This is a genomic window from Homoserinimonas aerilata (assembly GCF_006716125.1).
Lineage (GTDB): Bacteria > Actinomycetota > Actinomycetes > Actinomycetales > Microbacteriaceae > Homoserinimonas > Homoserinimonas aerilata.
Genome location: NZ_VFOM01000001.1, coordinates 1545698 through 1565414, shown reverse-complemented (window position 1 = coordinate 1565414; position 19717 = coordinate 1545698). Strand labels below are relative to the sequence as shown.

Genomic DNA, 19717 nt, shown 5'->3' with positions numbered 1-19717 from the left:
TTTCTTAGTAGTCGAGGGTCTCGTAGAAGTCGCGCTTGCGCTCCTCGAGGGCGGGGATGGCCTGGCCTGCCGCCCACTGCGTGAAGTGCTCGTACTCGGTGTGTGCCTTCACTGCGGCGTCGTCCTTGTAGACCTCGAAGATGCGGAACACGCGGGGCTCTGCCGGGTCCTGGTAGGCCTGGTAGTAGATGTTGCCCTCCTCGGTGCGTGAGGCGGGGGCGAGGTGCTCGAGGGCTTCGCGAACGGTCTCCTCGCTGCCCTCTTTGGCGATCCAGGTGGCGCTCAGAACGATGGCCATGGTGTGTCCTTTCGTGGTGACGGGGCGATCCTCGTCGTCGTGTTCACCACGCTATGGCGAGCCTGCGTGGCGCGGAAATAGGCCCGGTGGATGACTGGCATCACCGAATGCATCGCTGTCAGCCGCTGACTTGACGCCCGCCGCGGGAACCGCACAGCTGGGAACCTGCTCGCCGCACGAGACGACGTAGAGCACCCTGCCCGACTCGGGGGTCACCGCGGTGAGGTCGGCGAGGTCGCTGCCGATGCCCTCGTATGCCGTGTCAAGTGCCGTCTGCGCCTCAGCGCTGAGGCTCGCATCCGGGCCATGCGAGATCATCGATGGAAGTCATGCACGGCAGCTATGCCATCGCGATGACGACCTTGCCGCTCAGGTGACGACCCTCGAGCAGTTCGAAGGCCGCGTCGAGCCCGTCGAGGCCGAACACCTTCTGCACAGGCAGCATGAGGTCGCCGGAGCGACAAGCCTCGGCCAGGCGCAGCAGCGTCGCAGGCGACCGTACGTAGCGTCCCGGGCTGGCGAGTCCCAGCTCGGCCGTGGCCGCATGGTCGACGATCCCGCAGATGCGCTGGGGCGGAAGGCCGAGGGCGAGGGCCGCGTCGATGGTCTCGCGACCGAAGTTGTCCTGCGCCGCCGTCACGCCATCGGGGGCAGCCGCGCGCACGCGCTCGACGAGGCCGTCGCCGTAGGTCACGGGGATGACGCCGAGGGAGCGCAGCAGTTCGTGGTTGCGTTCGCTCGCGGTACCGACGACGGTGGCGCCGCGGGCGATGGCGAGCTGTGAATAGAGGATGCCGACGGCACCGGCTGCGGCGCTGACGAGCACGGTGTCGCCCGCGCCGATGTCGAGGGTGTCGATCGACGCCTGCGCGGTCAGCCCGGGCGTCGTCAGCGAGCCGGCGACCTCCCACGGCACGCCTTCGGGTTTCTTCACGATGTGGCCGGCCGTCACGAGAAGTTGCTCGCGGAGCGTGCCATCGCCCCAGCCGAGCACCTCGTCACCGATGGTGATGGCTGTTCCGTCGAAGTAGCGTGCATCAGCACCGGCGGCGTCGACCACGCCGGCGAAGTCACTGCAGATGCCGCGCGGAAATCCCGGGTCGGCGAAGGGAATGACTCCCATTCGGGCCTTCATGTCGAACGGGTTCAGCCCCACTGCCTGCACGGCGATGGAGACCTCGCCCGTTCCGGGTTCCGTGCGGGCTTCTTCTGCGATGTACAGGACATCGCGCGGTCCGAACTCGTCATAGCGAACGGCCTGGGGCATGGGGTCTCCTTACAGAAGGTGGATGCCGGTGGGAGATGATCGCGGCTAGTCGGCGATGTTGTCGAACTCTTGGGCGTTCCAGCCTTCGATCGTGCCGGCATTCTCGTATTCGGCGGTGTTCATGATGCGGCGAACGTCACCGGTCTCGACCCCGAAGGGGGCATCCACGAGTGTGGCCACAAGCGAGGTCGCCAGCGCCTCGTCGACGAAGTCGACGCCGAGCGTGACGATGTTCGCGTCGACGCGGAGGCGGGCGGCCGTCACGAAATCGATCGAGAGGCCGGTCACAGCCCGAGCACCGTTCACCTTGTTGGCTGCGATGTTCTCGCCTGCGCCCGTGGCACCGACGACGACGCCGCGGGCCTCGACTCCGGCATCCTCGTCTTCTATGACCGCGTGGGCCACAGCGATCGCGAACGGCGGGTAGTCGTCGCCCTCGTCGTAGGCGGCTGCCCCGTGCCAGAGGACGTCATGACCGGATGCGCTGAGCGAGGCCTCAAGGGCCCGGCCCAGCTGATAGCCGGCGTGGTCTGCGGCCAGATGGATGCGCATCCGATTCTCCTTAGAGCTGCCAGTGGTTGCGGTTGACGGTTGCGGGGTCCTTCGCAAGGTATCTCACGAAGCGGCCGTCGGGGTCGCGATCAGCCCAGATCTGCTGAAGCTTGGCGAACTGTTCGGTGCCCATGAACTTGAGCTGGCGGTTGGTCATGTCGCTGTCGCCCAGGTACTGACCGGCGGTGACCGGCTGGGCGTGTTCGAAGGCACCGTTCAGCCAGTCGCGGTTGCGTTGGAACTCGGTCGGGTCCTCGTAGACGGTGTACGAGGCGACGTAGGCCTCTGTCTGCAGCGAGAAGGCCATGTCGGGCAGCTCGCGCGTCGGCCCGTTGCTCATCCAGATCGCAAAGCCGCGCTCGGTCGGGATGTCGGCGAACAGCGGGCGGATGTGCTCGACGACGTCGGCATGGTCGTCGCCCTGAACCCACGCGTTGTCGGTGAGGTACTGCCAGTGCTCGGGGTTCTGCAGCTCCTGCTGTGCTCGCTGCTCGGCGAGCGACGACTCCTTGCAGTGGAAGGAGAAGACGGCGCGATCGAGATACGGATTCGCGGCGAACGGGGCGAGCGCCTCCTCCGCGGCTGCCCTGTCGGCGACGAGCGCGACCGCGGTGACGAGCAGCACTCGGCGCTCCGTGCCGTCGGGCAGGGGAGTCGGGGTGCTGACGGCGACGATCTCGACATCCGTCGACACGCTCTTGTGCGTCTCGTACAGCCACGTCATGACGGGGCTGAAGTCATCGAGCTCGAAGGCCTGCACCGTGTGGCCGAGGAACCCGAACTTCTCCCGCGTCGCGAGGTGGAAACGGGTGACGACGCCAGGGAAGGCGGGGCCCGCACCGCGGGCGGCCCAGAACAGGTCGCTGTTCTCCTTCTCGTCGGCACGCACGAGGATGCCCTCTGCCGTGACGACATCGATTGCGACGACGCTTTCGGCAGCCCAGCCCCATCCGCGCTGGTTCCAGCCCTGGCCGCCCTGGAGCAGGAAGCCGCCGATGCCGACGGAGGGGCAGTGGCCACCGTTGAAGAAGCGGCCGCGCTCCTCGAGGAAGGGGGAGAGAACGTCGCCGCCCTTGACCGCGGGCTGCGCGCTCACGATCTTGGTCTCGTCGTCGTAGCGGATGTCCTGCAGATTGCCGATGTCGATCAGCAGGGTTCCGTCCTGAACCGTCCAGCCTGCCCAGGAGTGACCGCCGGAGCGGGTCACGACCGACCAGCCGTTGGCACGCGCGAGCCTGACGCCGTTGACGATGTCCTGCTCGTTCTCGGCGACGAGAACCGCTGCAGGCTGGCGGCCCGGGCGGCGCCCGTTGAACATGCGTCCGACGCGGGCGTCGTCCCAGTCCGGGGCATCCGGCGTGACGATGCGGCCCGTGAACTCGAGATCCGTGTCGATGATCATCCCAGCACCGACCCTCCGCCGTCGACGACGACATTGATGCCGGTGATCCAGGATGCCTCGTCTGAGGCGAGAAAGAGGCTTGCGTTCACGATGTCCTCCGGTTGGCCCACCCGTCCGAGCGGGATGCGGGCGAGATTGTCCAGCAGTGGTTGCGGCCCCGACTCGACGAGCCAGGCCGTCGACGGGGTGACGGTGAAGCCCGGGCTGACGCAGACGACGCGGATGCCGTGCGGGCCACCCTCGACGGCGAGTTGCTGGGTCAGGTTGATGACGCCGGCCTTCGCGGTGCCGTGCGCGTTCTGGGGCATGAACTCGACGCCGCGCGTGCCCGCGATCGACCCGACGTTGACGATGACGCCGCCGCGCTTCTTCAGATGGGGCCAGGCCGCCCTGCAGGCGTAGAAGACGAGGTTGAGCTCGTTGTCGATCGTGAAGTCCCAGTCCTCGATCGAGATCTCGTCGACGGCTCCGAAGCGGGGGGTCGAGGCGTTGTTGTAGAGGATGTCGATGCCGCCGTACACGGCCGCCGCAGCATCCACCCATTCGGCTGACGCCGCGGCATCCGACAGATCGACGGGCGCGAAGTTCTCGATCTCCCCGCCGGCCTCGCGCACGAGGCGCACCGTCTCGGCGGCACCCTCCTCGAAGAGGTCGCAGCCGACGACGCGGGCGCCCTCCTGAGTGAAACGGAGTGCTGCGGCGCGGCCCATGCCTCCGCCGATTCCGGTGATGAGCGCGATCTTTCCATCGAGTCGTGCCAAGGCGTCCTCCTCATCGAGTGGGTGCAGTCGTGCTGCGCTGAAGGGTGTGACAGAGCCAGATCAGACGGGCGGTGCGACGAACATGCCCTTGTCGATGTCGTTGAACGACTCCCTCGCGACGTACTCGTTCATCTCGTTGGCGGTGCCCCACTGATCCTGCGTCGTCGTCAGGTCCACGTCGAGGCGGCTGGGGTGCCAGTTGTCCTCGTCCTGGATGATCGCCAACTCGGTCGTGTATTCGAGCGTGTTGCCTGCCGGGTCGATGAAGTAGGCGAAGGTGTTGTCGCCGGCGTTGTGCCGGCCGGGGCCCCACACCATGCGGGCGCCGCTGCGCAGGATCTTGCCGGTGCCGCGCATCCACTCCTCGATTCCGCGCATCTCGAACGATGCGTGGTGAAGAGAGTTGTGGGGGCCCTGAGCGATCGCGAACGAGTGGTGGTGCTCGTTGCAGCGCATGAAGTACATGAGGTCGCCCATCTTCTGGCTGAACAGCACATCGCTCAGCGCGAAGCCGAGGTGCTCCTCGTACCATTCGCGCAGGGCGGATGCGTTGGCCGAGTTGACGACGACGTGCGAGAGGCGCACCGGGATGGGCTCGCGTGACTCGATCCTGCGGTGCGCGCGTACGGCGACGTCAGACGAGATCTCGATCGTGCGACCGTCGAGGTCGAAGAACCTGAAACCGTAGCCGCCGCCCGGCTGGGTGAGTTCGCGCGGCTCGTGAACGATCTGCACACCCTTCGCTGCGAGGCTGTCATGCAGGGCGTGCACGTCGTCGCGGTTCGCCGCGCCGAAGGCGATGACATCGATGCGCTTCTCGGCCTTGCGCAGGCGCACGATGAACTGCTCGGGGGAACCCTCCGCGGCCAGGTACACGGTGTCATCGACGCGGTCGACCTGGGTGAGCCCCCAGTACTTCGTGAAGAACTCGAGCTCGGTGTCGAGGTTCGGCATCGCCAGCGCGAGGTATCGCAAATGGGTGATGAGGCGGTCGGTCATCGTGGGGCTCCTTCTCCTGCGACGGCGCAACCCTGCGCCTGCCGGCACTCTCGATCGTAGGTTCGGGCGGTGGCGGTCCGGAAATAGCCGTGGGGGATACCACTCATTCCGGAATCGTTGCCTCGTGTTCGGGGGAGGCCGCAGTGGCCTCCTGCTCGCCACGGTGCCCGCGCCCTGCGGCAAGGCAGACTGCGGCGCCGAGGCCGCCGACGGTGACGACGACGGCGAGCGGCACGATCGACGCCTCCCCGGCGATTCCGACGAGCGGTGCCGCGATCCCGGCGAGCACGAACTGTCCGCAGCCGAGAAGGGCGAGGGCAGTACCGGATGCGTGACGCACCTGCGCTATGGCGAGCGCTGTCGCAGGCCCGAAGACGAGCCCCATCGACGACCCGACGAGGAACAGGGCGGGCAGAACGGTGAACGGCGTGATCGCGCCTGTCGCTGCGATGGCGCACAGCGCCCCGCCGCCGAGCAGCAGGATCGCGATGCCCACCGCAGCGATCCGGGCGGCCGCGACCCTTCGCGCCAGAACGGATGCGATCGTGCCCGTGATCATGAGGCCGACACCGTTGACCGCGAAGACGACGGTGTAGGCGGTCGGGCTGAAGCCGAGCATCGTCTGCAGCACGAACGGTGAGGCGGAGATGTAGCCAAAGATCGCGGCGAAGCCGAGGCAGAGTGCTGCGGCATGCGTCGTGAATCCTCGGGTCGCCAGAATCCGGCCGCCCGTACGTAGCAGGTCTGTGATCCCACCGCTGTGCCTCCGCTCGGCGGGCAGCGTCTCGGGCAACAGGATGATGACGCCGATGAGCAGCGCGGCGCAGATGGTGGTCAGTACCCAGAAGATGGTGCGCCAGTCGCTGACCTCGAGCACGAGCGCGCCGAGCAGCGGACCGGCTATCGGGCCGATTCCCGTGATCAGGCCGAGGATGCTGAATATTCTGGTCGTCTCGTGGCCCGTCGTCAGATCGGTGGCGACGGCACGGCCGATCACGAGTCCCGCGGCGGCACTCGCCCCGGCCACGGCCCGCCACAGGATGAGCAGTCCGATCGTGGGGGCGAGGGCGGAGAGCGCGCAGCTCACGACCGAGATGACGGCACCCGCGATGAGCAGGCGGCGCCGTCCGAAGCGGTCGGAGAGCGCACCGAGCAGAAGCTGACCGGCCGCGAGCCCGATCGTGAACGACATGAGCGTCGCCTGGATGAGAGCGGCGGATGTGACGAGATCGGAGGCCATCTCCGGCAGCGCGGGCAGATAGAGGTCTGTGCCCAGCGGTCCCACCGCGCCCAACGATCCGATGAGTACGAGCAGCACGACGGGGAGGCGGCGGTCGGTCGAGGGCGTCGACGCATCGACCGTGGTGGGCATGCGAGACATTGTGCCGTCTGCGGGCGGAAGGAGACAAGCGGCCGCTTCGATACCTCGTATCTGTGGGCATCCGGCACCGTCGCCGCTTGCTAGCCTGATGTCACCGCCGACGAGGGAGAGAGGCCCGCATGAATCTGGCAGGCAAAGATCTCAACCTCCTCGTGGCGCTGCGCGCACTGCTAGAGGAGACGAACGTCACGCGCGCAGGGGACAGGCTGCAGGTGGGGCAGTCGGCAATGAGTTCTGCCCTCGCCCGCCTTCGTCAGCAGTACAACGACGAGCTCCTCGTGCGGGTGGGGCGTGACTACGAGCTGACGCCACTCGCCCGGCTGCTGCTGCCCCAGGTGCAGCGCACCATCCCGCTCATCGAACGCGCCCTCGGCAGTGAGGGGCCGTTCGACCCCCTGACCTCGTATCGCAGCTACACGATCCGCGGCTCGGACTTCGCGATGACCGAGCTGCAGCCCATGGTGACCCGGGCGCTCGACGCGGCCCCCGGCATCCGCATCGACATGCTGCCGCTGCCGGCCCAGCCGACCTCGAGTGAACGCGACCTGCTCAAGAGCGACTTCGTGGCCGCCGTTCCCGGAATCGGCATAGAGGGCAACAGCCGCACTCTGTTCCGGGATGTCTACGTCTGCCTCGTCGACAGCAACAACCCGGCCCTCATCGACGGGCAGCTCAGTTGGGATGCGTTCAGAGGGCTGCCGCAGGCGGTGGCCAACTTCGGGCAGGCCCATCACACACCGGCGGACCGCCGACTCCGGGAGCTGGGCTTCCCGCGGGTGGCCCGGGTCACGACGAACAGCTTTCTGCCGCTGCCGAGCGCGATCGCCGGGACCGACCTCGTGGCGGTGGTGCCGCGCCGGCTCGCTGAGCGACTCGGGCCGACGACGGGCACGATCGGCGTTCCGACGCCGTTCGGCGAGGTGGAGATCATCGAGACCCTGTGGTGGCATCCGGCCCACGACAGCGACCCAGCGCACGTCTGGTTGCGCGAGACCCTGCTCGAGGGCGTCCCCGCCTGATCTGCGGTCGCCGCGCGCGGTATGGCTCCCGGCTATGGCTGGCATCACGTTCGCTTACTTCCCCCATCCGGTCGTGCATCCGTAGCGTGTGCTGGAGCGGCACGACAGCGCTGCAACGACGCATGCCTTGATTGGAGACGGTGCACAGATGACCGTGAAGAGAGTCCTCGTGATCGGCGGGGGAGTGACCGGCTCGGTCGTCTCCATCGCCCTGGCCCAGAAGGGTGTCGATGTGACGCTCGTCGAGATCTCACCGCAGTGGTTCGGTGTGGGCCACGGCATCACCGTGCACGGCAACGCGCTGCGGGCCTTCGAGCAGATCGGCCTCGCCGACAAGATCATCGCGGGCGGCGTGCCGTTCTACGACATCGATGTGCGCCACGCGGATGGCCACACGCTCGTCAAGGTCCCGACGCCCCGCACGGGCGGCCCTGACCTGCCGGCGACGCTCGGCACGCTGCGCGCCGACCTGCAGACGGTGCTCGTCGACGAGATCCGCGCCCTCGGCATTGATGTGCGCCTCGGCGTCACGGCCACCGCGTTCGCTGAGACGGATGCGGGGGTCGAGGCAAGCCTGTCGACCGGCGAGACTGAGACATTCGACCTGGTGATCGCGGCCGACGGCATCCGTTCTGCCACTCGCGAGGTTCTCGGCATGTCGGAGCGCCCCGGGCCCAGCGGCATGGGGATCTGGCGTTTCGTGACATCGCGCACCCCCGACATGGACGGCGCCGCAGTGTTCTACCACGGCCCCTGGTACAAGGCGGGGTATGCGCCCATCTCCGCGACCGAGTGCTACGCGTACATCCTCACCGATCCGGTCAGGCCGGACGACGGGCGCACGAACGCCGAGATCGTCCGCGAGCTCGCCGAGGGTTACCACGGCCCGTGGGATCACCTGCGCGAGAGCATCACAGAAGACACCTACATGAATTTCCAGCCCATCGAGTGGCTGCTTGTTGAGGGCTCGTGGCACCGCGGCCGCGTGATCGCGATCGGCGACGCCGTGCACGCCTGCCCGCCGCTCATCGCGCAGGGTGCGGCGATGTGTGCTGAGGATGCGGTGCTGCTCGCCGACTATGTGACCCGCGATGGAGAGCTCGAGCAGCTGCTCACCGAGTTCGAGGGGCGCCGTCTGCCGCGCGTGAAGATGGTCGTCGACGCCTCCATGAAGATGGTCGACTGGGAGCTGCACCCCGGCACGCCCGGCGCGGACCCGGCGAAGCTCATGGAGTCGTCGCTCGCGAAGGTGGCGGAGCCCGTATGAGCGAGCAGCTGCCCGAGGGAACGATCCCGCGACGGGTCGTCACCGGTCATGACGAGAACGGTGTCTCCGTTGTGCTCTCCGACGGGCCCGTTCCGGTGCACAAGGTCATGCCGCAGGATGGCGTCGGTTTCTACGAGATCTGGCAGACCGAGGGTGCGCCCGCCGTTCTCCTGCCCGAGGAGCCGTCGGAGCCGACGCAGCGCACGCTGAGGGTTCCGCCTCCGGCGCTCGGCACGAAGATCCGCATCAACGAGTTCTTCCCCGGCCACATCAATGAGCTCGGCAACCAGTCGCCCGTGCACCGAACCGAGTCGATCGACTACGGCATCGTGCTCGAGGGTGAGATCGTGCTCGTGCTCGACGACAGCGAGGTCACGCTGAGGGCCGGCGACGTCGTCGTGCAGCGCGGAACCGATCACGCCTGGGCCAACCGCAGCGATTCCGTCGCGCGCGTGGCGTTCATCCTGATCGACGCCGAGTTCGGCAGGGAGCTTCTCGACCTGCTGCCCGACATCCACGCCGGCATCATGCACGGCGGGCCGCACGACTAGGCATGCCATGAAAGGACACAGAATGCACCTCGATCATGTGGGGCTCAGCGTCGCCGACCTGGAGGCCATGACGCGCTGGTACTGCGACACGCTCGGGCTGCGCGAATCCGCACCGTTCACGATCGACGCGATCGGGCTGCGCGGCACATTCGTCATAGGCGACGACGGCTTCGCGATCGAGCTCCTCGAACGAGAGGGCTCGCAGCCCGGCCTGCAGGCGCCCGACACGGCGACCGCCCTGCTGACTCGTGGCTACGGCCACATCGCGCTCCGCATCGCCGACGTCGAGGGCACGCATGCCGCGCTGCTCGCGGCCGGTGCGAGCGAGCGGATGCCTCCCCAGCAGTCCCCGGAGGCGGGCGTGCGCATGTCGTTCGTCGCCGATCCCGAGGGCAACCTCATCGAACTCCTCGACCGCAGCGGGGCGGTCGGCTCATGAGCGCGCCAGTGGTGCTGCCCGGCCTCGCCGGCAAGACCGTCATCGTCACGGGTGCGGCAGGGGGTCAGGGTGCCGCCGAGAGCCTGCTGCTCGCGGCATCCGGCGCAACCGTCTTCGCGACGGACATCACCGACGGTGCCGCAGAGCTTCTCGAGAGCGCGGCGGGACTGCCCGGCGAGGTGCTCTTCCGCAGGCTCGACGTGTCGAGCGAGGCGGAGTGGTCCGCGCTCGTCGCGGAGCTCTCCGCGCGCGGCGCCGTCCACGGCCTCGTCAACAACGCAGGCATCCCGTTCCGCGCGAGGCTCGGCGAGATGGCCGTCGACGACTGGAATCGCGTCATCGGCATCAACCTGACCGGGCCGATGCTCGGCATCCAGTCGCTCGCACCCCTCATGGTCGACGGCGGCTCGATCGTCAACGTCGGCTCCCTTGCCGCCCTCAACGCGCACCACACGGTGTCGTACACGGCGAGCAAGTGGGGGCTGCGCGGGCTGACACACGTCGCCGCGACCGAATACGGTGGCCGCGGCATCCGGGTCAACATCGTGCACCCCGGCTACATCGAGACCCCCATGATGGCGAACGCGCCGGCGATCATGACGGAGGCACAGCTGGCCCTCACCCCGCTCGAGCGCACCGCGCAGCCGGAGGAGGTCGCGGCCGTCGTCGGGTTCCTGGTCTCCGATCTCGCCTCATACGTGACAGGCGCCGAGATCCCCATCGATGGTGGGTTCTCGTCGTCGGGCGGCGTCAAATACATGTCAGACACGATCCGGCGCTCCCAGCAGAGGTAGAGCGGGGAGCGCGTCGCGCGTGGACTAGGGCCGAACAGAGCGCACACATCGGAACCCGATGTGAGTCGTTGACGTGTCCTCCGTCTGGGGCGAGCGGGCCGCGGGACGGTAGCGCAGGCAGTACTCGGGCGCGCAGAGGTGGGATCCGCCCTTGAGCACCCGTCTCGACCCGGTCACCTCGGTGACGGGGGAGCAGCCGCAGCTCGACATGGGAGGAGGGGTGTCGTAGAAGCCGTCGGTCCACTCCCAGGTGTTTCCGCACATGTCCAGCAGACCGTAGCCGTTGGGAGGGAAGGCACCGACAGGCGAGGTTCCCACCCAGCCGCGCGCACCCGTGTTGCGGTACGGGAACGACCCCTGCCAGGTGTTGGCCAGCGGGTGGCCGTCGGGCTTGGCATCCTCCCCCCAGGTGTAGGTGGCTCCCTCGAGGCCGCCGCGCGCCGCGAACTCCCACTCCGCCTCCGTGGGGAGTCTCTTGCCCGCCCAGGATGCGTAGGCGACGGCATCCGCGAAGGCCACCTGCACGACGGGATGCCCATCGCGGTCGGTGATAGAGCTGTCGGGGCCGTAGGGGTGGCGCCACTGCGCTCCCGGAACCCACGACCACCACTGCTGCCAGTCGCGGAGATCGACGGGGCCGCGCGTGCCGGTGAAGACGAGCGCTCCCGGGACGAGCATTGCGGTCGGCGCATCCGGGAAGTCCTCGGGGCGCGGCCGTTGTTCGGCGACTGTGACATATGCGGTGTCTTCGATGAACAGGGCGAACTGCGCGTTCGTGACGGGTGCCCGGTCGATGGCGAACGGCTCGACCGTCACCTCCCGAACGGGCCCCTCATCGTCGTAGAAGGCAGTCGAACCCATCAGGAATCGGCCGCCGGGCAGGGTGATCATCGTCATCGCCCCCATGCTCGCACACGACGGCCGGGTACGCCGCCGACCTGACATAGCCCGGACGCATAGGACGTATGGGGGGATGCCATTTCCCGTGTCTTCAGGGTCTGGATAGCCTCGAAAACACCGCCGACAAAGGTGTATACGGTCTGCGACACCGGCGAGAAACAGGAGGATCGGATAATGCTCAGAGAGCGATTCGACGAATACATCAGCCGCTTCAATGCCGAGGACGACACGACCTTCGACGATTTCCTGGCAGCCGATGTGCACGTCAAGAACGGAACCCTCGAGTTCACCGGAATCGACGGGATGAAGGATCACTACCGGAACAAGATCTGGCCAGATTTCGTGGAGCAGCTGACGGTGCCCCGCTTCGTCTCGGATGACCACGGTGCGGCCATCCAGATGCACACACTCTTCACCGCGAGGCATGACCGTGAGGACTCGCTCTTCGGCCCGGTGAAGAAGGGCGAGACCTTCGAATTCGACGGCGTCATCATGTATGAATTCGACGCGACCGGACGTTTCAAGGACATCCTCGTCGCCTACAACAGCTTCGTCCACACCGACTCAGACGGTCACTCCCGTGACCTCGGGATCCCGCACTGAGGTGTCGTCGTCAGCATCGCGGCGGGCCAGTAGCTGGTATTCCGATTCCTGATTTCTGCGCCACTGCCGCTCTCAATACGCTGGGCACACCAGGAGGCAGCACGCATCCGCCCGGCAGCACGCACCGAGCAAGTCCACACCTTCGTACAAAGGAGTACACAGTGAGAAAGACACAACCATCTCGAGGAATCGGCCGCACTCTCGTTGCCGCCCTCGCGGTCTCAGCGGCCGCGATCGCCCTCGTCGGGTGCAGCCCCGACACGGCCAGCAGTGACGGCGGAGCAGGCGCAGGCGACGGTGGCGCGGAGATCACAGACATCAAGGTCGGTCGCAATCCGGGCGGCTTCGAGGCGACCATCCTGGCCGACACCGAGGGCTTCTTCGAGAAGCACGGGCTGAAGGCCGAGATCAGCCTCGGTGGTGACCCCACGACTCAGATCGCGTCGCTCGTGTCGGGTGATCTCGACATCGCGATGACCGGCGGGCCCGACATCGCGCGTGCGGTGGCCCAGGGAATCCCCGTCTCGGTCATCTCGGGGGCCAAGAGCGCCGAGCCCGACTTCGACGGTGAGCCCACCGACGGTCTCCTCCTTCCCCCGGGCAGCCCCATCAAGGACTGGTCCGACCTCGAGGGCAAGACCGTGGGCATCCAGGGTCTGGGCAGTCTTCCGCAGCTCGTCAACAACATCGCGCTCACCGAGAACGGCGTGGACCCCGCGACGGTCAGCTACGTCAACCTCCCCGTGGACACCCTCATGGAGGCTGCGAAGAGCGGAACCGTCGATGCGATCCTTCCCTTCTCGGTGTTCTTCCTGAACGCGGTCGACCAGGGCTTCGAGAAGATGGGCATGGGAGCGCGGGAGTTCCTTCCCGGTGCGCCGCAAATCGTGTGGGCGGCGAGCGACAGCTATATCGCCGCGAACCCCGGCGTCATCGAGGCCTTCGTCGCGGCGATGGACGAGGCGAGCCAGTTCGCCGGCGAGAACCCTGAGGCCGTGCGCGATGTGTACCGTGAGTACAGCAAGTTCCCCGAGGACTTCATCGCGAACCGCATGGTCCTCGAACCGCTGACCGTGGTCTCGTACCGCGACGCGTGGACGAAGATGCTCGATGCCCAGTTCGAACTCGGTGACCTCGATCATGAGGTCTCGGTGTCCGACGTCCTCCTCGACTCCGCACCGTAGGACGCACGACGATGCGGTGGGGGCGTGAGAGCCTCCACCGCATCGCTCACAGCACACGATTCAAAGGAGATCGGATGCTCTCCCGAGCAGTACGGACAAGAACGGGCGTAGTGGTGGCCCGCCTCATCGTGGCGCTACTCGCCATCGGGTGCTGGCAGCTCGCCGTCTCGACGACATTGCTTCCCGCGAATGTCCTTCCGGCGCCGTTCAGCGTCGTCGAGAGCTTCGCGACCCAGATCATCTCGCCCGACTATTGGAAGGCGATCGGCGACACCTTCGCCGGGGCACTGCTCGGTCTCGCCTTCGGAATCATCGTCGGGGTCCCGGTCGGCATGCTCACGGGCCGCCGGCCCCTCATCGAACTGTCGACCCGGTTCCTCTTCGACTTCGGCCGCGCCTTCCCCGCGATCGCCCTCATCCCCGTGCTCATCCTCCTGCTGGGGCGCACGACCGACATGAAGGCGGTCGTCGTCTTCACTGCCGTCGTGTTCCCCATCATCGTCCAGGCACAGCACGGCGTGCGCAGCGTGACCGCCAGCATCGAGGAGACGGTGCGCAGTTTTCGCATCCCCCCTCATCTGGTGGTGCTGAAGGTCATGCTCCCCTCGGCGGCGCCCTTCCTGGCGACCGGGTTCCGGCTGGGAGCGACGATCGCGGTCCTGGTGTCCCTCGGAACAGAAGTGTTGACGGGAGCGGCCGGCGTCGGCGCGGAGCTCGGGGAGGCGCAGCAGGGAGGCGACACCCCGCTCGCCTATGTCTTCCTTCTCACGGCATGCATCCTCGGTTTCGCCGTGAGCGCGGTCGTCAGCTTCGCGCAGGACCGGCTCATCCGTTGGCAGACAGAGGGGAACGAGGACTGACATGACCTCTTCACGCAGCGGCGCCGGACGAGGCGTCATGAAGTCGCTCCTCATCCAGGCCTGGCTTCCCATCCTGCTTGTCCTCCTCTGGTTCTTCGCCTCGGCGTCGTCGACCTCGGCGTACTGGCCTCCTCTGGAGCGCATCGCCACGAACCTGGTCGACGGGATATTCGGGGGTCGCCTGTGGGGCGACATCATCTACAGCTTCACGAACTATTTCATCGGGCTCGCGATCGCACTCGTGATCGGTCTCACCGTCGGTATCGCGGTGGGGTCGAGCGCTGTGCTCCGAAACATATTCATGCCGTTCCTCGACTTCGCCCGCGCATCCCCACCCGTGGTGTTCGTGCCGATCATCATCCTCGCCTTGGGCATCGGCCCCGAGCCGAAGATCTTCCTCATCGCCTTCGGATGCGTGTGGCCGATCCTGTTGAACACGGTGGAGGGGGTGCGGGCGATTCCGGCGAGCGTCATCGAGACCGCGCGAGCGTACCGTATCCCAGTGCACTTCCGGGTGGCGAAGGTCATCCTTCCCGGTGCGCTGCCCCAGATCGTGGTCGGTGTGCGGATCGCGATCACGATCGGCATCGTCATGCTCATCGTCAGCGAGATGTACGGATCAACCCAGGGTGTCGGCTTCTTCATCCTCCAGAGCGGCATGAGTTTCGCTCTGGCCGACACCTGGGCGGGCACGATCTTCATCGGAATCGTCGGCTACGTGTTCACCGCCCTCTTCGCGATGTTCGAGCACAGGATCCTCCGCTGGTACCGCAACGAGGCGGTGCCGCTGTCCCGGCGGCGGACCAGGCGGATGGATGGCCTCATGGCCGAGATCCAGGGCGAGGCGGCCCAGCGAGTGCGAAACAGCCAACCATGACAGGTCAAGGAGATTCGACCATGAGCACTTCCTCCCCGATCAAGGACGTCGGTACCCTGCGTGCCGTCGGTGTGCAGAAGACCTTCGGCACCGGCTCGGCGGCGAACACGATCATCGCGGACCTCGACCTCGAGCTGACGCCGGGCGACGTGACCTGCCTCGTCGGGCCGTCCGGAGTGGGCAAGACCACGCTCCTGAGGCTCCTCTCCGGCCTGATCCAACCCTCCGAGGGAAAGGTGTTCCTCGGCGACCGGAGCATCACAGGTCCGGTGGAGGACATCGCCGTGGTCTTCCAGGACTACCGCGGCTCGATGCTCCCGTGGATGCGCGTGCTCGGCAATGTCGAGTTCCCGCTTCAGGCCAGGGGTGTGGGCAAGCGGGAGCGCTTCGAGCGGGCGCGGAGGTGCCTCGAGCTGGTGGGGCTCCAGGACAATATGGACAAGTTCCCCTGGCAGCTGTCAGGGGGCATGCAGCAGCGAGTCGCGATCGCGCGTGCGCTGGCCTATGACGCATCCATTCTTCTCATGGATGAGCCCTTCGGCTCCCTCGACGCCCAGACCCGGTTCGAACTGGAGGAGCTGACTCTCAGGCTTCGCCGCGATCTGGGGATCACGATCATCGTCGTGACCCACGACATCGACGAGGCGGTCTTCCTCGGCGACAGGGTCGTCGTCTTCGGGGGGCGTCCGTCGCGGATCGTCGACGACGTGGCGGTGAATCTCGGACGCGAACGAGAGCAGCTCGCGACGAAGGCGCGGCCGGAGTTCATCGAACTCAGAACGAGGATCCTGAGCGAGATCAAGAACAACGGCATTCCGACGTCGTCGGTCAGGCTTCCGTGAACGGGGTTCCCTTCGTGTCGCCGCAGGCCGTTCCGGAGGGGGCCCGCGGCTACGAGGATTTCGGTGGCTCGGTCGATCGCGCGATGTCCCGATCGACCCCAGCCTGGGTCCCTTCACCGAAGCCTGAGGCGGGAGCGCCGAACGTCATCCTGATGGTCATCGACGACATGGGGTTCAGCGACCTCGGGCCATACGGGGGCGAGATCCCGACGCCCCATGTCGAGGCGATCGTCGACGACGGCGTCGTGCTCAACAACTACCACACGGCCTCGGTCTGCTCACCGGCTCGCGCCGCGATCCTGACGGGAGTCAATCCGCACCGTGCGGGCTTCGCGACCGTCGCCGGCTTCAACCCGGGGTTTCCCGGCTTCGCCCTCGAACTGGGGGATGATGTCCTGACCCTTCCGGAGGCGCTTCAGGGCGCCGGGTACGCCACGTTCGGAATCGGCAAGTGGCACCTGACGCGTGACGACGCGACCTTCGAGGGCGCCTCACGTGAATCCTGGCCGGTGCAGAGGGGGTTCGACCAGTACTACGGCTGCCTCGAGGGGTTCACGAACTTCTTCGCTCCGAACCGGCTCGTCCAGGACAACACGACGGTGGAGGTCGAGCGCTATCCCGACGACTACTACCTGACGGATGACCTGACAGATCACGCGATCAGCATGATCCGTGGTCTGCGCACATCCGAGTCCGAGAAGCCGTTCTTCCTCTACTTCGCCCACAATGCCATGCACGGCCCGCTGGGGGCCAAGGCGGAGGACATCGATCGTCATCGGGGGCGCTATGCGGAAGGGTGGGACGAGGTGCGTCGTGCTCGTTTCGCCGAGCAGATCGCGCGCGGGCTCTTCCCCGAGGGCACGCAGATGGTCGACCGCAATCGCGAAGGAGGCTACGAGGTCGAGCCCTGGCAGTCGCTTGATGAGGACTCGCGTGCGAGATTCGAGCGCTACATGGAGGTCTATGCGGCGATGGTCGACAACATCGACCAGAACCTGGGCCGACTCCTCTCCGTGCTCGATGAGTACGGAGAGCGCGAGAACACGATCGTCATCGTGACGAGTGACAATGGGGGCACCGCCGAGGGCGGTCCAGAGGGCACCCGGAGTTATCTGAGCCAGTTCATCAACGGCCTCAGGCTTCCGGAGGACTGGTCCCGCGATCAGCCGATCGAGACGGAGCTCATCGGGGGTCCCCGTGCCGGGGTGCACTATCCGCGAGGGTGGGCCATGGCTTCGAACACCCCGTTCAGGCTGTACAAGGGCAGCACCTTCGGGGGCGGCGTCCGCGCGCCCTTCATCTTCTCGTGGCCTGCCCGCCTGCGCAATGTGCCTGCCGCGGAACGGGTTCGTCGCCAGTTCATGTATGCGACCGACATCATGCCAACCCTCCTTGAAGCATGCGGCGTCGTGCGCCCCTCGGAGCGCCACGGCATCCCGGCGAAGGATCTCGACGGCCTCAGCGCGCTCGACCAGCTGCTGGGTAGTGCCTCGAATGAATTCCGGATGACCCAGCATGCGGAGTGGAACGGTCACCTCGGTCTCTACCACGAGGGGTGGAAGATCCTGAGCCTGCGCCCCGGACCGATCATGGATGTCGAGAACGTGACCTGGCAACTGTATGAGGTCACGAATGATCCCGCTGAGACGCACGATCTCGCGGCTGACAGACCCGAGAAGGTCGCTGAGCTGGCGGCACTGTGGGAGCGGCTCGCCTGGGAGAACACGGTGTTTCCGATCGCGGATGATGCCGGTCTGGTGTTCCAGATCCAACCCCGTGAGAATGCGAGGTTCTCCGAGCCCCTGGTGATCCGCAACGGGAGCCCCACGGTGGAGCGTCATCGTGCCGCGCAGCTCATCGGCCTTCGCGAGTTCCGGATCCGAGCATCCGTCGTGGCAGCGGGGGAGGGCGTCCTCGTGGCGCACGGCGACCAGTGTGGCGGCTATGTCCTGTACGTCGAGGACGGCCGGCTCGTGTTCGAGTACAACGAATACGGTGTGATGCGCACGACGGATGCGCCCTTCACGGCGTCGGGGCCGTGCGAGATCGAGCTTGATCTCACCTTCAACCGTGACGAGTTCTATCTCGATGTCGAGCTGTCGGTCGACGGTGTTCCCGTTGCGTCGTTGCGTCGCGTCATGATGCTCACGGGTCTGGCACCGTTCACCGGAATCGACGTGGGCATCGACCGCCGCGGTCCCGTGTCGTGGGAGATGCACGAGCGGCACGGTGCGTTCCCGTTCTCGGGTGAGCTAACCTCGGTTCGCTACGAGCCGGGGGAGCCTGCTCCGTATGACGCGGGCAGGCTCGCTGCCGCCGCATTCATGGCGGCACACCACTACGACTGATCCGAAGGCGGCCACGCGGTGCCGAGGTATTGCCGCCGACGATCGCTCGCATCAGGGAATTCACGTTCCCGAGCCGTCGGTCTGCCCATAGCGTGGTGGTGGCCTTCGGCGCCGAAAGCGCACAGAGAGATACTGGAGTTCCTCCTATGTACATGTACTTCCCGACCAACTACGTGTGGAGCATGGCGGTCGTCGCCTCCCTCAACAACGGCGGACTCATCGATGAGATCGACCGAGCCTGCAGGCCGGTGCTCGAGGCCTCGAAGAACGGTGACGATGCGGGCACAGACCTGCTCTACGCATCCTGGGCTGCCGTGGCCGACAGGCTGGCATCCGAGGCTGCCGAGGCCGAAGGTGCGGGGCGCCGCATCACGGCTGCCGATAAGTTCTACCGTGCGAGCCTCTACACCTCGCAGTCGGAGCGGCTTCAGTCGCCCAAATGGGAGGGTCGCAACGCTGCGTACCAGAAGTCGATCGACCTGCTGCTGAAGCATGTCGAGCTCGCGGGCGTGCCGTTCACCCCGGTGGAGATCCCGTACGAGGAGGGCGCGCTGCCCGGTTACTTCTACCAGGCGGAGAGCCTCGACGGTCGCCCGACGCCCGTCGTCATCCAGTGGAACGGCCTCGATTCGACCAAGGAGATGATGTACTACTCGCAGTTCCCGCAGGAACTCGCGCGTCGCGGCATCTCGACCCTCATGGTCGACACCCCGGGCTCGGGTGAGGCCCTGCGTCTTCGCGGCCTGAAGGCCCGCTTCGACACGGAGGTCTGGGCTGCGGCATGTGTCGACTTCCTTGAGGCGCAGGCTGCGGATGTCCTCACCATCGACCCGGATCGCATCGGCATCGTCGGGTGGTCGCTGGGCGGGTACTACGCGCCTCGCGCCGCAGCGTTCGAGAAGCGCCTCAAGCTGGTCGTCGCCTGGGGGGCGAACCACAACTGGGCGGAGGTGCAGCACGGCCGGGTCAAGCGTGAGGGTGAGAACCCGGTGCCGCACTACTGGGATCACGTGCAGTGGGTGTGGGGGGCGGATGATCAGGAGCAGTTCCTGGAGATCGCCGACAGGGTGACGCTGGCCGGCGTGGTGGAGAAGATCACGGTGCCGTTCCTCGTGACGCACGGTGCGAACGACCGTCAGATCAACGTGAAGTACGCGCAGCAGAGCTACGACGAGGCCGTGAACAGCCCGAAGCGGCAGCTGCGCATCTTCGACGACCCAGAGGGCGGCACGGAGCACATCTCCATCGACAACATGTTGCCCGTCGCGGGTTTCATCGCCGACTGGGTGCAGGAGACCTTCGCCGAGTAGCTCGATCGCAGGCTCGACCCGACGGCTGTGGTTCGTCGCGACGGCTGCAGAATGTTCCGCAGC

Annotated in this window: 21 protein-coding genes; 12 read left to right on the top strand and 9 right to left on the bottom strand. The window is 66.6% G+C overall.

The genetic code is table 11. The annotated features are described in order from the left end of the window. Positions 1-4: 4 nt before the first annotated feature. The 8 genes from FB562_RS07425 to FB562_RS07390 form a co-directional block, all read right to left on the bottom strand. Positions 5-298 carry a putative quinol monooxygenase gene (locus tag FB562_RS07425; RefSeq protein ID WP_141880521.1) on the bottom strand — a complete coding sequence of 98 codons (294 nt, stop codon included), beginning with the start codon at positions 296-298 and terminating at the stop codon, positions 5-7. A 51-nt stretch (positions 299-349) separates the two neighbouring features. Continuing rightward, on the bottom strand, positions 350-616 hold the full coding sequence (locus tag FB562_RS07420; protein ID WP_141880520.1) for a hypothetical protein: 267 nt from the start codon (positions 614-616) through the stop codon (positions 350-352). A 22-nt stretch (positions 617-638) separates the two neighbouring features. Continuing rightward, complete coding sequence (locus FB562_RS07415; RefSeq protein WP_141880519.1) at positions 639-1565, bottom strand: NADP-dependent oxidoreductase; 927 nt, start codon at positions 1563-1565, stop codon at positions 639-641. A 45-nt stretch (positions 1566-1610) separates the two neighbouring features. After that, positions 1611-2117, bottom strand: a complete 507-nt coding sequence (locus FB562_RS07410) for an RpiB/LacA/LacB family sugar-phosphate isomerase (protein WP_141880518.1) — start codon at positions 2115-2117, stop codon at positions 1611-1613. Positions 2118-2127: 10 nt separating this feature from the next. Then, the gene (locus FB562_RS07405) at positions 2128-3519 is read right to left on the bottom strand and encodes an FAD-binding oxidoreductase (protein WP_141880517.1); all 1392 of its coding nucleotides are present in this window, start codon (positions 3517-3519) and stop codon (positions 2128-2130) included. Continuing rightward, positions 3516-4280 (bottom strand): SDR family NAD(P)-dependent oxidoreductase, encoded by a 765-nt coding sequence (locus tag FB562_RS07400; RefSeq protein WP_141880516.1) that lies wholly within the window; start codon positions 4278-4280, stop codon positions 3516-3518. Before FB562_RS07400 ends, FB562_RS07405 begins: the two co-directional genes overlap by 4 nt. Positions 4281-4340: 60 nt before the next feature. Then, the gene (locus FB562_RS07395; protein WP_141880515.1) at positions 4341-5279 is read right to left on the bottom strand and encodes a VOC family protein; all 939 of its coding nucleotides are present in this window, start codon (positions 5277-5279) and stop codon (positions 4341-4343) included. Between the two features lie 103 nt (positions 5280-5382). Further along, positions 5383-6651 carry a multidrug effflux MFS transporter gene (locus FB562_RS07390; protein ID WP_185740475.1) on the bottom strand — a complete coding sequence of 423 codons (1269 nt, stop codon included), beginning with the start codon at positions 6649-6651 and terminating at the stop codon, positions 5383-5385. Between the two features lie 128 nt (positions 6652-6779). On the opposite strand from FB562_RS07390, the gene FB562_RS07385 reads away from it, so the two are divergent. From FB562_RS07385 to FB562_RS07365, 5 genes are all read left to right on the top strand, one after another. Beyond that, the gene (locus tag FB562_RS07385) at positions 6780-7679 is read left to right on the top strand and encodes a LysR family transcriptional regulator (protein ID WP_141880513.1); all 900 of its coding nucleotides are present in this window, start codon (positions 6780-6782) and stop codon (positions 7677-7679) included. A 148-nt stretch (positions 7680-7827) separates the two neighbouring features. Continuing rightward, a complete protein-coding gene (locus FB562_RS07380) occupies positions 7828-8946 on the top strand; it encodes an FAD-dependent monooxygenase (RefSeq protein WP_141880512.1) in 1119 nt (372 codons plus the stop codon). Beyond that, on the top strand, positions 8943-9497 hold the full coding sequence (locus tag FB562_RS07375; protein WP_141880511.1) for a cupin domain-containing protein: 555 nt from the start codon (positions 8943-8945) through the stop codon (positions 9495-9497). The genes FB562_RS07380 and FB562_RS07375 overlap by 4 nt, the downstream gene beginning before the upstream one ends. 7 nt (positions 9498-9504) lie before the next feature. Then, on the top strand, positions 9505-9936 hold the full coding sequence (locus tag FB562_RS07370) for a VOC family protein (RefSeq protein WP_221625367.1): 432 nt from the start codon (positions 9505-9507) through the stop codon (positions 9934-9936). Continuing rightward, complete coding sequence (locus FB562_RS07365) at positions 9933-10730, top strand: SDR family NAD(P)-dependent oxidoreductase (RefSeq protein WP_141880510.1); 798 nt, start codon at positions 9933-9935, stop codon at positions 10728-10730. Before FB562_RS07370 ends, FB562_RS07365 begins: the two co-directional genes overlap by 4 nt. Before the next feature lie 24 nt (positions 10731-10754). Here the strand turns inward: FB562_RS07365 and FB562_RS07360 are convergent, their stop codons facing one another. Next, positions 10755-11621 (bottom strand): formylglycine-generating enzyme family protein, encoded by an 867-nt coding sequence (locus FB562_RS07360; protein WP_141881133.1) that lies wholly within the window; start codon positions 11619-11621, stop codon positions 10755-10757. A 183-nt stretch (positions 11622-11804) separates the two neighbouring features. On the opposite strand from FB562_RS07360, the gene FB562_RS07355 reads away from it, so the two are divergent. The 7 genes from FB562_RS07355 to FB562_RS07325 all read left to right on the top strand — a co-directional run bounded on the left by FB562_RS07355 (position 11805) and on the right by FB562_RS07325 (position 19654). Further along, complete coding sequence (locus FB562_RS07355; RefSeq protein WP_141880509.1) at positions 11805-12233, top strand: nuclear transport factor 2 family protein; 429 nt, start codon at positions 11805-11807, stop codon at positions 12231-12233. A 161-nt stretch (positions 12234-12394) separates the two neighbouring features. After that, positions 12395-13417, top strand: a complete 1023-nt coding sequence (locus tag FB562_RS07350; protein WP_185740474.1) for an ABC transporter substrate-binding protein — start codon at positions 12395-12397, stop codon at positions 13415-13417. A 113-nt stretch (positions 13418-13530) separates the two neighbouring features. After that, positions 13531-14277, top strand: a complete 747-nt coding sequence (locus FB562_RS07345; RefSeq protein ID WP_185740473.1) for an ABC transporter permease — start codon at positions 13531-13533, stop codon at positions 14275-14277. 1 nt (position 14278) lies between these two features. Beyond that, positions 14279-15154 (top strand): ABC transporter permease, encoded by an 876-nt coding sequence (locus FB562_RS07340; protein WP_141880506.1) that lies wholly within the window; start codon positions 14279-14281, stop codon positions 15152-15154. 20 nt (positions 15155-15174) lie between these two features. Continuing rightward, positions 15175-15996 (top strand): ABC transporter ATP-binding protein, encoded by an 822-nt coding sequence (locus FB562_RS07335; protein WP_246081381.1) that lies wholly within the window; start codon positions 15175-15177, stop codon positions 15994-15996. Then, entirely contained in the window at positions 15993-18344 is a 2352-nt protein-coding gene (locus tag FB562_RS07330; protein WP_246081380.1) for an arylsulfatase, read from the top strand. The genes FB562_RS07335 and FB562_RS07330 overlap by 4 nt, the downstream gene beginning before the upstream one ends. A gap of 146 nt (positions 18345-18490) precedes the next feature. Then, positions 18491-19654 (top strand): alpha/beta hydrolase family protein, encoded by a 1164-nt coding sequence (locus FB562_RS07325; RefSeq protein WP_141880504.1) that lies wholly within the window; start codon positions 18491-18493, stop codon positions 19652-19654. Positions 19655-19717: the final 63 nt, after the last annotated feature.